The organism is Lancefieldella rimae ATCC 49626 (genome assembly GCF_000174015.1).
GTDB lineage: Bacteria > Actinomycetota > Coriobacteriia > Coriobacteriales > Atopobiaceae > Lancefieldella > Lancefieldella rimae.
In genome coordinates this window covers 17935-33986 of sequence record NZ_ACFE01000005.1, presented here as the reverse complement: position 1 = coordinate 33986, position 16052 = coordinate 17935, and the positions used below count along the sequence as shown (strand labels likewise).

Below are 16052 nucleotides of genomic sequence, written 5' to 3'. Positions count from 1 at the left end.
TTGATTTTCTCGCTACACTTTGCACGAGAACGCGATAGTATAGAGACCCGTAGAAGTGGTTTTGGCAGTGCCGGATGGCTTGCTTTGGGTTTACGGGAGATTATTTCATGACCAAACATATTTTTGTAACAGGTGGCGTCGTTTCTTCACTGGGAAAGGGAATTACGGCGGCTTCATTGGGTCGTTTGTTAAAGGCTCGTGGATATAAGGTCATGATGCAGAAAGCCGATCCGTATCTCAATGTTGACCCGGGTACCATGAGTCCGTTTCAGCATGGAGAAGTATTTGTAACGGAGGACGGCAAAGAAACCGATTTGGATCTTGGCCATTATGAGCGCTTTATTGACGAGAACCTCACGCGTGAGTCTAATTTCACTACGGGCTTGATTTATCAGTCGCTTATTCAGCGCGAACGCGCCGGGGATTTTTTGGGCGGTACGGTACAGGTCATTCCGCATGTGACCAATGCCATTAAAGCCCGTTTTGCACGTATTGAAGAGGTTACCGATGCCGACGTGGTTATTACCGAGCTTGGCGGCACTATCGGAGATATCGAGTCTCAGCCATTTGTGGAGGCAATTCGCCAATTCCGTAAAGAGCGCGGTATGGCCAACGTTGCCATCATCCACGTTTCATTGGTGCCTTATATCGCCGCGGCACATGAAGTAAAAACGAAACCCACACAGCACTCCGTTAAAGAGCTGCGCTCAATGGGTATTCAACCCGACTTCATTGTGTGCCGCTCAAGTCATGCGGTTGAGCCGTCAATTCGTGAGAAAATTGCTAACTTCTGTGATGTTGATGCTGACTGCGTGTTTGAAAACAATGATCTGCCTTCAATTTATGACGTCCCGGCACATCTCAAAGAGCAGGGATTCGACCGCAAAGTTTGTGAGCGCCTTGGACTTGATACGCGTGTTTCGGATCTGTCCGGATGGCAGGACTTTACAGCATCAATGCACACAGCAAATGCCCTTGCTACTACTACTCGAATTTACGTGGTCGGTAAATACACGCAGCTTCCTGACGCATATCTTTCCGTGATTGAGGCGCTGCACCACTCAGGAATCTTCTATGGCCGCCATGTGGATATCCGACTGGTCAACGGTGAGGAGCTCACTGAAGAAAGCGTTGATGAAGAGCTGAAGGATGCGGATGGCATCCTTGTTCCGGGTGGTTTTGGTATCCGTGGTGTTGACGGCAAGATGGTTGCTATACGAAGGGCTCGCGAACAAAAGATCCCGTATCTCGGGGTTTGTCTTGGCATGCAAACGGCGGTTATTGAGTTTGCACGCGATGTCGTCGGTCTTGAAGGGGCAAACTCGGCTGAATTTGCTCCTGAGACGACCTACCCGGTCATTGATCTTATGCCCGATCAAGAAGACATTACCGATAAGGGCGGAACCATGCGTCTCGGTTCATATCCCTGCAAGGTAGTGCCTGCAACTCTTGCCTTTGAAGCGTATGGAAGTGAGCTTATCTACGAGCGTCACCGTCACCGTTTTGAGTTCAATAACGCATATCGCAAGCAGCTGAGTGAGGCAGGCTTGGTTATTTCCGGCGTTTCACCGGATGAGAGACTTGTTGAGATGGTGGAGCTTCCAAAAGACGTACACCCGTGGTTTGTGGCTTCACAGGCACACCCTGAGTTCAAAAGCCGTCCCACTTCGCCGGCTCCGCTCTTTCGTGAGTTTGCTCGTGCGGCAATTGCCCATCATGAAGAAATTGATCGCCATGATGTCCGTCCCGTACGCTAGGTGTAAACACGTACGCTTTCAGCGAGGTTGTGCCTGGTATCTTTTATGAGAATCGCTTTTGTTGAAAAGGATCTGCCGTGGATCTTGTTCAAGCGCTCAAGGAATTTTTAGCCTACGTTGCCGTTGAGAGGGGACTCTCCCACAACACGCTCGATGCGTATGAGCGTGATCTTAACGGTTATTCCGACTGGCTTTCCAGTTGTGGGATACATAACCCGTGTGCGGTAACGCAGCAGATTCTTGAGACCTATATCGCGGAGCTCAGAGAAATAGGTCTTGCGCCGGCTTCTGTGGAGCGCCATACCGCAGCCATTCGTAATTTCCACCGCTTTTTGGTGGCCGAGCAGATTTGCGCAACGTCACCTGCCGACGATCTTTCTTCAACGGCACGTCCACTGCGTCTTCCGGATGTAATATCTCGTGAGAAGGCTGCAGAACTTCTCGACCAGCCGTTTGAGAGAAGTCCTCGCGGCATACGAGACAAGGCCATACTTGAGGTGTTGTATGGATGCGGACTGCGCGTGAGCGAGGTAAGTGGGCTTGAAGTGCGCGGCGTACTTCTTGATGAAGAGCTTTTGCGCGTATTTGGCAAGGGATCAAAAGAACGTGTGGTTCCTATTTTTGGCACCGCACAGGAGGCGCTTCGTGAATATCTCGAAGGAGCACGAGGGGCGTTTCTTATTCACGGGCAGTCACCCTATGTGTTCTTAAACCGCAGAGGAGGACGTCTTTCTCGTCAGTGGATTCATACTTCCGTTGCTGCGTATGGACGAGCCGTGGGTATTGAGAATTTACACCCCCATACCCTGCGTCATTCTTTTGCAACACATCTTTTAGAGGGTGGTGCAGATTTACGCTCGGTACAAGAGCTTCTTGGCCATGTTGATATTTCTACGACGCAACTCTATACGCATGTGGATCGCTCGCATGTGCGAGAAGTGTATCTAAGTGCTCATCCGCGAGCTCACGAGGCCTTTCGTAAAGACGGAAAACCTCGTGAGTCTCATCGTTGACTTTTGATTTAGTGGGTATCCGTGTTTGGAGTATGCGAGCTTGAGCCTGACGGAGAAGCAAATCCATTATCCCGATTCAAGATATTCATAAACTCTTCGCCCGTAATTGTTTCCTTCTTCTGCAAGTAGTGTGCAATCTCGTGGAGCTTGAAACGATTTTCTTGCAAGGTTTTCAGTGCACTTTGGTGGCACTCTTCAACAATACGGCGTACCTCTTCATCAATTTCCTCGGCAGTTTTTTGGGAGCAGGTGAGAGCAGATCCACCGCCAAGGTATCGGCTTTGTTGCTGGGAAAGAGTAACCATGCCGAGCTTATCGGACATGCCATATTGCGTAACCATGGCACGAGCAATGCTTGTGGCACGCTCAATGTCATTGGAGGCTCCGTTGGTCATCTCACCGAAAATGAGCTCCTCGGCGGCACGTCCACCACAAAGTACCGCAATTTCATTCATGGCTTCGCTTCTGCTCATGAGGTGCTTCTCGTCATCATCAACCTGCATGGTGAAGCCCAGTGCGCCCGACGTACGCGGAACGATGGTAATCTTGGTTACCGGCGCCGATCCTTTTTGCAGGGCTCCAACGATGGCATGGCCGGTTTCGTGATATGCAACCACGTCTTTTTCGTGCTCCGTAAGAACGGCGTTCTTTTTCTTGGCGCCTGCGATAACAACGTCAACAGACTCAGTAAGGTCTTCCGTGGTAACGCGGCGACGTCCCATACGAACGGCACGCAGGGCTGCTTCGTTGATAATGTTTGCAAGGTCGGCACCGGAGGCGCCTGGTGTGGATTTTGCTACAAGCGAGAGATCCACGCCGGGCTCCATCTTGACATCGTTTGCATGCACCTTAAGGATGTCCTCGCGACCGGCAAGGTCAGGAAGTTCCACGGGAATGCGCCGGTCAAAGCGGCCGGGGCGAAGCAGTGCCTGGTCCAGCGTTTCGGGACGGTTGGTTGCGGCCAAAACAACGATACCCTTGTGGTTGTCAAAGCCGTCCATTTCAGAGAGGAGCTGGTTGAGCGTCTGTTCACGCTCATCGTTGGTATTCAGGGGGGCATCGCGGCGCTTACCAACGGCGTCGATCTCATCGATAAAGATGATGCAAGGTGCTTTTTCGTTTGCCTGTTTGAAGAGGTCACGAACCTTTGCGGCGCCGCGACCAACAAACATCTCAACAAACTCGGAACCTGCAATCTGGAAGAAGGGGACTCCCGCTTCACCAGCAACGGCTTTGGCAATGAGCGTTTTTCCGGTGCCCGGAGGACCTACCAAAAGCGCACCGCGCGGTGAGCGAGCACCAATCTCGGTGTACTTATCGGGGGTCTTTAGAAAGCCAACGATTTCCTGCATGGATTCCTTGGCTTCTTCTTGTCCGGCAACGTCTTTGAAAGTGACGCCGGTGTCTTCTCCCTTAATCTCTTTGGCGTTGGAGCGTCCAAGGCCACCGCCAAATCCGCCAAACGGATTGCCTCCACCAAAGTTCATAGAGGGGTTGTCGTCACCCATAGCACGTTTGAGTGCGCGGTTCACAAAGTATCCGGCAACAAGGAAGATGAGAAGCGGTATACCAAATTCAATCAGGATGTTCATCCATAGGTTTGCCGTGGGATCCGGGATGGTTGCGGAGAAATCCACGCCCTTGTCCTGCAGTGTTTTTACAAGATCAACATCATGAGGAAATGCTTTGGTGGTGTAGATTTTTTCTGAATCGCCTTCGCCCTCGGTGAAACGAATAACCTTGGTACCCTCGTTAAGGTCTACTTTTTTGACTTTACCATCTTTTACGTCACTCAAAAACTGGCTATACGATACGTCTTGCACCTGTGATTTTGTTACGTTAGGGAGAAGTCCCTGGTTGATTACAAGATACACTACGATGGCAAGGAGTACATAAAGCAACATCGATCTGCGTCGCCTGTTGTCGTTATCCATACACAGCCTTTCTTACTTCTGGGCTATATAAAACTTGCTATAGAGCCACTCACATATTGAGGTATGTTCTACCCAATTTTTGTGGCCTTAACCGCCAGCATGGAAGGAATGTTGAGTTCATGGAGGCGGCCCTCACCGTTGGTATCTTCATAGAGATCATCGATGGAAAATCCTGCCTTGAGCGTGGCGAGAAGGACTTCGGCAACAGTATGAGAAAACTGTATACCCCAATCACCATCAATCATTTGATGTGCTACCTCTTTATCAAGAGTGGGATCAACGGGCAGTCTACGTACAATGCACTTCTCGTCATCGTCAACGATGTCATTATAGGGAGTGCTGAAACCAAAGAGGAAGGTGCCTTGGGGCTTGAGCACTCGTGCAACCTCTTTCCAAACAGGTGCAACTTCGCGGATGTAGCAAATTGAAACCGGATTGAACACGAGATCAAAAGAGGCATCTTCAAACGGAAGGGGACGTGTCATGTCAGCACGGATAGTAGTAATCTCATAATTTTCTTGAGCTGCGAAAGTTATTTCAGAATCAATTTGGGCTTGTGAATAATCAAGTACGGTGCAATGCGCGCCGGCTGCGGTAAGAATGGGCATCTGCTGTGCGCCGCCTGAAGCAAGGCCAAGTACTCGGGTATTTTTAAGGTTTCCAAACCATGAGTGAGGCACTGGTTTTGTAGGCGTAAGCACAATATTCCAGTTTCCCGTAAGTGCTTGTTGATACGTCTTATGTGATATGGGCTGAGACCATTCCCAACCTTCGGCTGCCCAGCGGTCAACGGTTTCTGCGTTGAGGTCCTGATAACGTTTTGAAAGAATGTCTGCAGTATCGGTCATACTTCTCCAAATCGACGAAAACAAATGGCAAAAAATATACCATCTTTGACGTTTTGAAGATATCTGACAGCCGTTTTAAACGGTCCGTTCTCTTTCCGTCAATTTCGGCAAGGGTAAACGGGCAAATTGAGGGGTGGTATTGCTTGTGAGGCGTGCTACTATGGTGCACATCGGCTGTGAAGAGGAGAGTAGCTCGGGCAGCGCAAACTACAGAGAGTGGGAAAGCTGAGAGCCCGCGTTTGCGTCCGTGTGAAAATCACCTTGGAGCTGCAGTTCAAAAGCGTGGCGAGAAGATCTTCTCGCCCAAGCGTAAGTAGATGCTGCCGGATATGGTCGCCGTAACAGACCAACCGAGTATGCGATCATTCGCCGCTGGGTGGTTACAAGCGAAGTGTAGACGTAAGCGCTTCGTCCCAGCAACAGGGGACGGGCGCTTTTTTGTGCCCAGAAAGGTTGTTTTGGATGGCAAACGAGTATAAGAAGACCACAAACTTGCCACGCACAGGGTTCCCCATGCGTGCGTCGCTGGCGCAAAATGAGCCCAAGCGTTTGGCTTTGTGGAACCAAAATGCCCTCTATGAGCTGCTTATGAAGAAGAACGAGGGTCACGAGAAGTTCGTGCTCCATGATGGCCCTCCCTATGCCAATGGCCCCATTCACCTAGGCCATGCACAGAACAAGATTTCCAAAGACATCATCAATCGCTACAAGGCCATGCGCGGTTTTCAAACTCCCTATATCCCCGGATGGGACTGCCACGGCCAGCCCATTGAACATAAGGTTGAGGAAATGCTCGGCACCGAGAAGTTCAATGCACTGCCTACGGAAAAGATTCGTGAACTCTGCCGAAAGATGGCCGTTGAGCAGGTTGACACGCAGCGCCAGGGCTTTAAGCGCCTTGGTGTTTTGGCAAAGTGGGACGATCCGTATCTGACGTATACACCCGATTACGATGCAACCGATATTGAGATTTTTAAGGCTATCTTTGACAAGGGAGCGGTATATCGCGGGACCAAGCCGGTGCACTGGTGTACACACTGCCATACCGCTTTGGCTGAGGCAGAGATTGAATACCACGACGTCACCTCCATGGCCATTTTTGTTCGCTTTGAACTTACGAGCGTTCCTGAAGGCCTTGAGGCGTATGTGGGTAAAACGTGGGTTGATATTTGGACTACGACGCCTTGGACATTGCCGGCCGATGAGGCGGTTATTCTGCATCCTGAAGCAACCTATGTGGCGCTTGAGCTTTCTGACGGTCATGTTGAGATTGTGGCAGAAGCGCTTGCACAAAAATGTGCCGAGAAGTTCGGCTACGACAGCTATACTCTGGCAAAAGACTCAAGCGGCAATACTTGGAAAAAGACAGGCGTTGAGCTTGCGGGTAATACCTACAAGCAACCCATCTTTGGCGAGCAGGGCCGCGAAGGCGCGTTTATCTATGCCGACTACGTAACCCTTGACGACGGTACCGGCGTTGTCCACTCAGCACCCGGTCATGGCGTTGACGACTACAATGCCGGCGTAAAGTTTGACATTCCTCAGACCATGCCGGTTGACGATGACGGCCATTTCTTTACCGGAGAAGGCCCCGGTACGGGTGGTCCCTTCTCGGGTATGGAGGTCAATGAGGCAAATCCCGTCATTGTTGAGTGGTTGCGTGAGCGTGGCGTGCTTATTCTCGCAGAAGACATTACCCACAGCTATCCACACTGTTGGCGCTGCAAGAATCCCGTTATCTTCCGCGCCACCAGCCAATGGTTTGTTTCCATGGATAAGACAAACCTCCGTCAGGAGGCGCTCGATGAGCTCTCCAAGGTGGCCTTCTATCCTGCGAATGCCGTAAAGCGTATTGGCTCGATGGTTGAGGGACGTCCCGACTGGTGTATTTCTCGCCAGCGCAACTGGGGTGTACCAATTCCTGCCTATACCTGCGAGGACTGCGGCGAGACGATCATCAACGATGATACGCTTGACGCCGTGATCAAACTCTTTAGGGCGAAGGGCTCCGACGCCTGGTTTACCGATGACCCTGCAAGTTATTTAGGGGATGCGTGCACTTGTCCTCAATGTGGCGGACATCATCTCAAAGCCAATAAGGACATCCTGGACGTATGGTGGGACTCAGGCGTTTCCCATACGGCAGTGTGCAAACATCGGCCTGAACTTCGTTTCCCGGCCGATATGTATTTGGAAGGCTCGGATCAGCACCGCGGATGGTTCATGAGTTCGCTCATGACGTCTGTGGGTGCGTATGATATGGCACCGTATAAAGCCGTTGTTTCCCAGGGCTTTACCCTTGACGGTCAGGGCCGCAAGATGAGTAAGTCTTTGGGTAATGTTATTGACCCCAATAAGGTGTGTGCCGAGCGCGGTGCGGATGTGTTGCGCCTGTGGGTTGCCTCCGTTGATACTTCCAATGACGTTCCTTGCGACGATGCCATTTTGGCTCAGGTCGGAGATGCCTATCGTCGTTTCCGCAATACCATTCGTTTCCTTTTAGGTGAGCTTGAAGGTCAATTCAATCCTGCAACCGATGCCGTTCCTGTTGCAAAACTTACTGCGTATGATCGTTTGGTATTGGCTCGCATGTGCGAGGTACATGATGTCGTGACCGAGGCGTATGAGGGCTATCGGTTTAATAACGTTTTCCGCGTGCTCTATGACTACATCATTGAACTTTCCAATGGATACCTCAATGCCACCAAAGACCGCATGTATTGTGATGCCGCTGATTCCGAGTCCCGCCGCTGCGCACAGACAGTGTGGGCGGAAATCCTCTCTATGCTTGTGCATGATTTGCAGCCTATTTTGGTATACACCACCGATGAGGCAATGGAATTTTTACCTGAATCTTTGCGCGAGGGTCAGAAATTCGCAGCACTTCTCGATTGGTACCAGGCACCGTTAACACGCCTAGAATACGAGAAACTCCTTCCTGCCTACCAGGTACTTTCCGATGCTCGTGCGGCATATACCAAGGCATATGAGACGGCACTTGAGGCCGGAGAGATTACGGAAAAGACTACGCAGGCAACGCGCGCCGAGGTAGTGCTTCCCGCCGAGGCATTCCAATGCGTAAACGATGCTGATGTAGACTTTGCCGAGGTATTTGTATGCTCTGCGGTAACTGTTTCAGAAGGTGCCGAGCTTGCCGTCTCTGTCTTTTTGGCGGATGGAGAGCGCTGCGACCGTTGCTGGAACTGGCGCAACCTCGGTGAGGATCATCTCTGTCACCGCTGCCATGAGGTGGTTGCACAGAGCACGATTGAATAGGAGTACGTGTGACTGTTCGCACGCAACAAAGTCTTGGTATCCGCCTGGCAATCTTTTGCTGGGCGGGTGCCATTGCTTTTTCACTTGATCAGTTAACGAAGCGCTGGGTTCTCTCAAACATCCCTGCAGGTTCAAGGCGGCCGTTTATTCCAGGCATGCTTGATCTCTTTCATGTCCAAAACGATGGCGCCGCTTTTTCCATCGGGAGCGGGCGACCTCTGTTTTTTGCAGCCCTTACCGCCGTTGTGGTACTTGGCATGATATATGCAGTCATGCGCGAGAAAAACCTGCCGTTGCCGCTCATTGCCATCCTCGGACTTGTGGCCGGTGGCGGCATCGGTAATGGTCTTGAGCGCGTGGCTCATGGGAGTGTAACTGATTTTTTGGCTACCACGTTTATGAACTTTGCGATTTTTAATGTGGCGGACATCTTTGTGACATGCGGCATTATCGCGGCGTGTATCTACTGGTTTGTGTGGGATTCCAAAAGACGCTCTGATAAAAATGGTGAGGACGCCGGTGAGAAAGAGAGCGGAGCCAACAAAGAGAACGATGAGGACGGCGAGAAGGACGGCGAAGTAGCGCGTGGCTGAACGCGTCTTTGACATACTGGTGGGACCGGAAGGTGATGGCATCAGGATTGACGCTTTTCTCGCTGCTCAAGATGAGCTTCCTTCACGGAGTGCTTGTGCAAAGCTTGTTGAAGAGGGCAAGGTATTCATTAATGGGACGCCGGTATCTTCTAAGTCTGAGAAAGTGTTGCTTGGTGATCGCCTTATGGTAGTGCTTCCAAAGGGAGAACCTGAGGCGGGGCTTCTTGTTCCAAATCCTGACATTCCACTTGATATCCGCTTTGAAGATCAATATCTTATCGTGCTTTCCAAACAGGCAGGGCTTGTCTGTCATCCTTCACCCGGACATATTGACGATACCCTTGCCAATGCCTTGGTGGCTCATTGTGGCTACGAGCATTTGGGGCTTTTGCAGGGCGAGGATCGCCCTGGTATCGTACATCGCTTGGATATGGATACCTCGGGTCTTATGGTGGCGGCCAAGTCTGATGAGGTTCAGAAAGCTCTTCAAGATCTTATTCGCCTTCGAGTGCTCGATCGTCGTTACGTGGTTTTGGTACAGGGCTATGTTGCCCCTGACGAGGGGACCATTGAAACGGGCATTGCTCGCTCCATACGTGATCGCTTAAAGATGACGGTAACGGATGCACCCGGTGCTCGAGAAGCCATTACTACCTTCCGGACGCTTGAACGTTTTGAGGCAGGTCGTAGAGGTGAGGGTTATTCGCTTTTGGAGTGTCATCTTTACACAGGACGTACCCATCAGATTCGTGTCCACATGCGTCATGTGGGTCATCCCGTGGTAGGAGATCAGCTGTACGGCCGTAAAGACGAGCGACTTAATTTAGGTCTCAAGCGTCAGTTTCTCCATTCTTGGCACATTCAGTTTGAACATCCGGTTACGGGAGAAACGATAGAGCTTACAGACTCTCTGCCGCAAGACCTTCTCGCTGCGTTAAAATCACAAGAAGAGCTTTCTATGGGAAGAACAGCAGCCGGTACGGAGATTTGTCCTCGGCTTGGAGCGTAGGGGTATATATGCCAATGCAACTAAATAGGCTTGGGTTGACACCAATTGTTATTTTTAACCTGGTTATATGGCTCTTCTTTACGTTGGCATACTTCTATCAGATCATCTATATCATTCGCGTGATGTTCAAGGGTGAGGTGCGTCTTCCACCTGCCAAAAAGCAGCATCGGTATGCTTTTTTTATTGCCGCTCATAATGAAGAGCCTGTGATTGGAAATCTGGTGCGTTCAATCTTGGCACAGGATTATCCGCGGGAGCTTATGGACGTCTTTGTGGTAGCCGATGCCTGTACGGATAAGACCGCAGAAGAGGCACGCAAAGCGGGAGCCATTACGTGGGAGAGAAATGACCTTGCCCGTAAGGGAAAAAGCTGGGTTATGGATTATGGGTTTAATCGCATCCTCAATGAATATGGAGATACCTACGAGGCGTTTGTGGTTATGGACGCAGATAACCTCGTGGCCCCAAATTACCTTTCCGTTATCAATCAAGCGTTTGATGCAGGGTATCTGGTTTGTACAAGCTATCGAAATTCAAAGAACTTTGACTCCAGTTGGATAAGCTCGGCATATGCCACATGGTTTATGCGTGAGGCAAAGTTTTTGAACAACGCCCGAATGATGATGGGCACTAGCTGCGCTATTTCCGGTTCCGGATGGATGGTATCCGCCCGTATTGTCAAAGGTATGCATGGGTGGGATTTTCATACACTTACGGAAGACATTCAGTTTTCAACGTTTTGCTGCGCTCATAATATTCAGATTGGGTATGCTCCGGCGGAGTTTTTCGACGAGCAGCCTTTGACGTTTAAAGCTTCATGGATACAACGCCTACGTTGGACCAAGGGTTTTTACCAGGTGTTTTTCTCGTATGGAACTGATCTCTTAAAAGGAATTATAAAAGGACAATTTGCTTCGTACGACATGCTTATGACCGTTGCTCCCGGCATGATTTTGACACTGCTTTCAACGTTCATTAACGGTACGTACTTGTTGGTGGGATATCTAAGTCACGGATTTATCGCCACAGATGCAGAGCTCGCTCTTTGCTCGGGTTCTCTTGTGATGACGGTCTTTTCCATGTACATCGTCTTTTTTATTCTCGGCGTGATCACTACAGTATCTGAGCACAAGCACTTTCATGTTAAGAAGCGCTGGCGCATTTTTACCAATCTCTTTACGTTTCCGATTTTCATGATTACCTACGTTCCCATTACCATCGTGGCTCTTTTCAAAAAAGTGGAATGGGTGCCCACAAAGCATGACATTGCGGTTAATTTTGAGGATGTCGTAGCCGATTAACACGTGATGTCAAAACTGGTTTTATATGGATGTTGGATGCATATGGTGTTAAAGTGTCAAGGCAAAAGACTTTGGGTGGCTATAAGGCCGGAAAGGAGCCATACGTAATGGCAAAGTTCTTCGAGGGTGAGTCACATACCTTTTCTGAATATCTGCTCGTTCCAGGTTATTCTTCTGCTGAGAACATTCCTGCAAACGTGTCGCTCAAAACTCCTCTTGTTAAGTTTAAAAAGGGAGAAGAACCTGCCCTAAGTCTTAACATTCCTATGGTTTCTGCAGTTATGCAGGCTGTTTCCGGTCCTCGTCTTGCGATTGCGTTGGCACAGCAAGGCGGCCTTTCCTTTATTTATGGCTCTCAATCCGCTGAGGATGAAGCTCAGATGATTCGTGAGGTTAAGAGCTATAAAGCAGGATTTGTTGTGTCCGATTCCACACTGACGCCCGACATGACCTTGGCCGAGGTACTTGAACTAAAAGAGAAAACCGGACACTCAACAATGCCTGTGACCGCTGATGGTACCTCATATGGCAAGCTTGTGGGTATCGTGACGTCTCGGGATTATCGTCCTTCTCGCGATGATATAACCAAGAAAGTTGCCGAGTTTATGACTCCCGTGGATGAGATTATTTCTGCTCCTGAGACCACAACACTCAAAGAAGCAAACGATATCATCTGGAACAATAAACTCAATGCGCTTCCCATTGTGGATACCAGCGGATATTTGGTAAGCCTTGTATTCCGCAAAGACTATGATTCTCATAAATCGGCTCCGAATGAGCTGCTTGACGCATCAAAGCGCTATCTGGTTGGTGCGGGCATCAATACGCGTGATTATGAAACCCGTGTGCCGCTTTTGGTAGAGGCTGGCGCGGATGTGCTTTGTATTGATTCTTCCGAGGGATATTCGGAGTGGCAGGCTCGTACGCTCAAGTGGATTCGCCAGACCTATGGGGATTCAGTCAAAGTAGGAGCAGGAAACGTTGTCGATGCAGAAGGCTTCAGGTTCCTTGCAGATGCAGGAGCTGACTTTGTCAAGATCGGCATCGGCGGAGGCTCCATCTGCATTACGCGAGAGCAGAAGGGCATTGGCCGCGGCCAAGCCACCTCGGTTATTGACGTAGCCCGTGCACGTGATGCGTACTTTGAGGAAACAGGCATCTACATTCCCATTTGCTCCGACGGCGGTATTGTGTATGACTACCACATGACTCTTGCCCTTGCGATGGGTTCCGATTTCATGATGTTGGGTCGCTATTTTGCACGTTTTGATGAGAGTCCTTCTAATCGCGTGAACGTTAACGGCTCCTATATGAAAGAATATTGGGGTGAAGGTTCTGCTCGCGCGCGTAATTGGCAGCGCTACGATCTTGGCGGCAACAAGCGTGGCCTCTCGTTTGTTGAGGGCGTTGATTCCTATGTTCCGTATGCCGGACCGCTTAAAGAGGGAGTTGAAGGCTCGCTTTTGAAGGTAAAGTCCACGATGTGCAACTGCGGTGCTTTGGATATCAACGAACTTCGCGAGAAAGCAAAGATCACCTTGGTGTCTGCGACTTCCATCGTTGAGGGTGGCGCGCATGACGTGCTGCTGAAAGATCAACACCAGCAAGTCAGTTACAATTTCCGTTCGTAGTATGAAGTTCAGGTAATGCAAACAACAGCCACTGGAGTTTTCCGGTGGCGTTTGCTTTAGAAAGGAGTCGTCAGATGGCAGAGCAATCTGATACCGAGAAAAACAACCAGCCACAAGATGATTTTCCTGCCTATGACGCTGAGGCAATAGAAACAAAGTGGCAGCATATTTGGGATGAAGAAGGCCTATACAAAACAGAAGAAGACCCTGCGCGGCCAAAGAAATATGTACTCGAAATGTTTCCGTATCCTTCGGGCGATCTTCATATGGGGCACGCACGCAATTACACCATCGGTGACGCCATGGCTCGCCAAGCCCGCATGAGAGGCTATGACGTACTGCATCCTATGGGCTTTGACGCCTTTGGTCTTCCTGCAGAAAATGCTGCTATCAAACACAATACGCAACCTTCAGTCTGGACACACAAAAACATCGATCAAGCCGTGAAGACGATGTTTCGTATGGGTTTTGCATACGACAAAGACCGTATGTTCAATACCTGTGATCCCGAATATTACAAGTGGGGTCAGTGGATCTTTTTGAAGATGTACGAGAAGGGACTGGTATACCGCGCAACGTCTCCGGTAAATTGGTGTCCCAATGATAAAACCGTTCTCGCAAACGAGCAGGTTGTTAACGGCCGGTGTTGGAGATGTGGCGCCGTTCCCGAAAAACGCGAACTTTCTCAGTGGTATCTTCGTATTACCGATTATGCCCAGGAACTTCTCGACGATCTTAACCAGCTAGACGGATGGCCCGAGCGAGTAAAAGCCATGCAGGCAAACTGGATTGGTCGCTCGGAGGGCGCGGAGATTGATTTTGTTTTAGCAGACGTTGACGGCGTCACACCCACTGACACCAAAATCACCGTCTTTACCACCCGTGCGGACACTATTTATGGTTGTACGTTTATGCTGTTGCCGCCTGAGTCCTCGCTTGCGGCAGAACTTGTTGCCGACACAGAATATGAGGCTGCCTTTACCGATTTGAAGGAAGCTGCCACAAAAGTTACTTCCATTGAGCGGCAAGGAACCGACCGCGAGAAGCACGGCGTATTCACGGGACGCTACGCACTCAATCCCGTTACCGGCGAATCCGTTCCTATTTGGGTGTCTGATTATGTGCTTCTCGATTACGGTACCGGCGCCGTTATGGGTGTGCCTGCCGGCGATAAGCGCGACTTTGATTTTGCCAAGAAGTATGACCTTCCCATCGTTCCTATCATCTGTGAAGAAGGCACTGATATTTACGATGAGCTTAAAGGAGTTCAAGAGCGCCGTATGACTTCGGTGGATTGGGATGGCCCTATGGATACGACGGGCATCCTTGTTCAATCCGGTGAGTTCACGGGCCTTCGAGGAGGCAAGCATTCCGAAGCAGAGAAAGCCGTCGTTGCATTTTTAACCAAACATAGCGTCGGGCGACGCACGGTACAGTTCCGTTTGCGTGACTGGCTTATTTCACGTCAGAGGTATTGGGGAAATCCGATTCCTATGATCCACTGCGATCATTGCGGGGATGTGCCGGTACCCTATGACGAACTTCCCGTGAAACTTCCTGATGACCTTGACCTTTCCGCAGGTGACACGCTTGCCGAGTGCAAAGAGTTCTATGAAACAATCTGTCCGACTTGCGGACGTCCCGCACATCGCATTACCGATACGATGGATACCTTCACCTGCTCAAGTTGGTATTACCTGAGATATTGCGACCCACATAATGAAGAGCTGCCGTTTTCAAAGGAATCCGTCGATCGCTGGATGCCGGTCGATAATTACATCGGCGGTATTGAACACGCTATTTTGCACCTGCTGTATTCGAGGTTCTTTACCAAGGTTCTGCGTGATCTTGGCATGATCGGAATTGACGAGCCGTTTAAGAATCTGTTGACGCAGGGAATGGTGAAAGATGAACATGGCGACACCATGTCAAAATCTAAGGGCAACGTGGTGCCTCCAAGCTCTGTTATTGAACCATACGGTGCCGACACCATGCGTCTAGCCATTCTTTTCGTGGCACCACCCGAAAAAGATTTCGATTGGGATGAAAAAGCTGTTGCCGGAGCAAATCGCTTTATTAAGCGCGCCTGGCGTATTGTCTGGGAGCTTACCAAAACAGCAGACGCTTCTGCGACTCTTGATCCTACAACGCTTGATGCGGCGTCAGCGGCACTGAACCGAGAACTGCACGCACTGGGTCTTCGCTGTACTCATGAGTTTGATGAAGGTCAGTTCAATACGGCAATTTCGGCGATTATGGAACTCATCAATGCGGTCAGCTCATATCTCAATGACGTAGCGGAGAGCGAGCGCTCACAAGCTCTTTGTTATCGAGTTGCCTCTGATATTGTCGCCATGCTTGCACCCATCATTCCGCACTGGGCAGAAGAGCTTCAGCATACCGCTCTCCACAAAGAGACACCGGTCTACCATGAACCGTGGCCAATCTTTGACGAAGCGCAGGCAAAAAGCAATACCATTGAAATTGCAGTGCAGATTAAGGGCAAGGTGCGCGCCCGAATCATGGTTGATGCCGATGCATCTGAGGACGAACTTTCTCATGCGGCACAACAGGCGGTTGCACAGCAGCTTGAGGGAAGAGAGATTCGCAAGGTCATTGTAGTTCCGGGACGTCTTGTAAATATCGTAGCTTAGCAGGAAATTACTTGACGAGAAGGACCTCATGGCGTA

General features: G+C 50.1%; 10 protein-coding genes. 8 read left to right on the top strand and 2 right to left on the bottom strand.

The features are described 5' to 3' along the window. Window positions 1–107 precede the first annotated feature (107 nt). Both ATORI0001_RS07045 and ATORI0001_RS07040 read left to right on the top strand, forming a co-directional pair. Window positions 108–1757, top strand: coding sequence for a CTP synthase (locus ATORI0001_RS07045; protein WP_003150510.1), 1650 nt, complete (start codon window positions 108–110; stop codon window positions 1755–1757). Window positions 1758–1834: 77 nt separating this feature from the next. Then, window positions 1835–2770 carry a site-specific tyrosine recombinase gene (locus ATORI0001_RS07040; RefSeq protein ID WP_003150566.1) on the top strand — a complete coding sequence of 312 codons (936 nt, stop codon included), beginning with the start codon at window positions 1835–1837 and terminating at the stop codon, window positions 2768–2770. A gap of 8 nt (window positions 2771–2778) precedes the next feature. On the opposite strand, the gene ftsH is transcribed toward ATORI0001_RS07040, so the two are convergent. Beyond that, window positions 2779–4704: an ATP-dependent zinc metalloprotease FtsH gene (gene ftsH / locus ATORI0001_RS07035; protein ID WP_187446072.1), complete on the bottom strand. Its 1926-nt coding sequence runs from the start codon at window positions 4702–4704 to the stop codon at window positions 2779–2781. Window positions 4705–4772: 68 nt separating this feature from the next. Beyond that, a complete protein-coding gene (locus ATORI0001_RS07030) occupies window positions 4773–5552 on the bottom strand; it encodes a class I SAM-dependent methyltransferase (protein WP_003150486.1) in 780 nt (259 codons plus the stop codon). Between the two features lie 462 nt (window positions 5553–6014). Between ATORI0001_RS07030 and ileS the strand changes: the two genes are divergently transcribed. From ileS to leuS, 6 genes are all read left to right on the top strand, one after another. Continuing rightward, entirely contained in the window at window positions 6015–8828 is a 2814-nt protein-coding gene (gene ileS, locus ATORI0001_RS07025; protein ID WP_003150535.1) for an isoleucine--tRNA ligase, read from the top strand. 8 nt (window positions 8829–8836) lie between these two features. Then, window positions 8837–9421 (top strand): signal peptidase II, encoded by a 585-nt coding sequence (gene lspA / locus ATORI0001_RS07020; RefSeq protein WP_003150636.1) that lies wholly within the window; start codon window positions 8837–8839, stop codon window positions 9419–9421. After that, window positions 9414–10430: an RluA family pseudouridine synthase gene (locus ATORI0001_RS07015; RefSeq protein ID WP_003150576.1), complete on the top strand. Its 1017-nt coding sequence runs from the start codon at window positions 9414–9416 to the stop codon at window positions 10428–10430. The genes lspA and ATORI0001_RS07015 overlap by 8 nt, the downstream gene beginning before the upstream one ends. 8 nt (window positions 10431–10438) lie before the next feature. Further along, complete coding sequence (locus tag ATORI0001_RS07010) at window positions 10439–11731, top strand: glycosyltransferase family 2 protein (RefSeq protein WP_141752199.1); 1293 nt, start codon at window positions 10439–10441, stop codon at window positions 11729–11731. Window positions 11732–11838: 107 nt separating this feature from the next. Beyond that, window positions 11839–13362, top strand: coding sequence for an IMP dehydrogenase (locus tag ATORI0001_RS07005; protein ID WP_003150526.1), 1524 nt, complete (start codon window positions 11839–11841; stop codon window positions 13360–13362). Window positions 13363–13436: 74 nt separating this feature from the next. Then, window positions 13437–16016 carry a leucine--tRNA ligase gene (gene leuS, locus ATORI0001_RS07000; RefSeq protein ID WP_003150531.1) on the top strand — a complete coding sequence of 860 codons (2580 nt, stop codon included), beginning with the start codon at window positions 13437–13439 and terminating at the stop codon, window positions 16014–16016. Window positions 16017–16052: the final 36 nt, after the last annotated feature.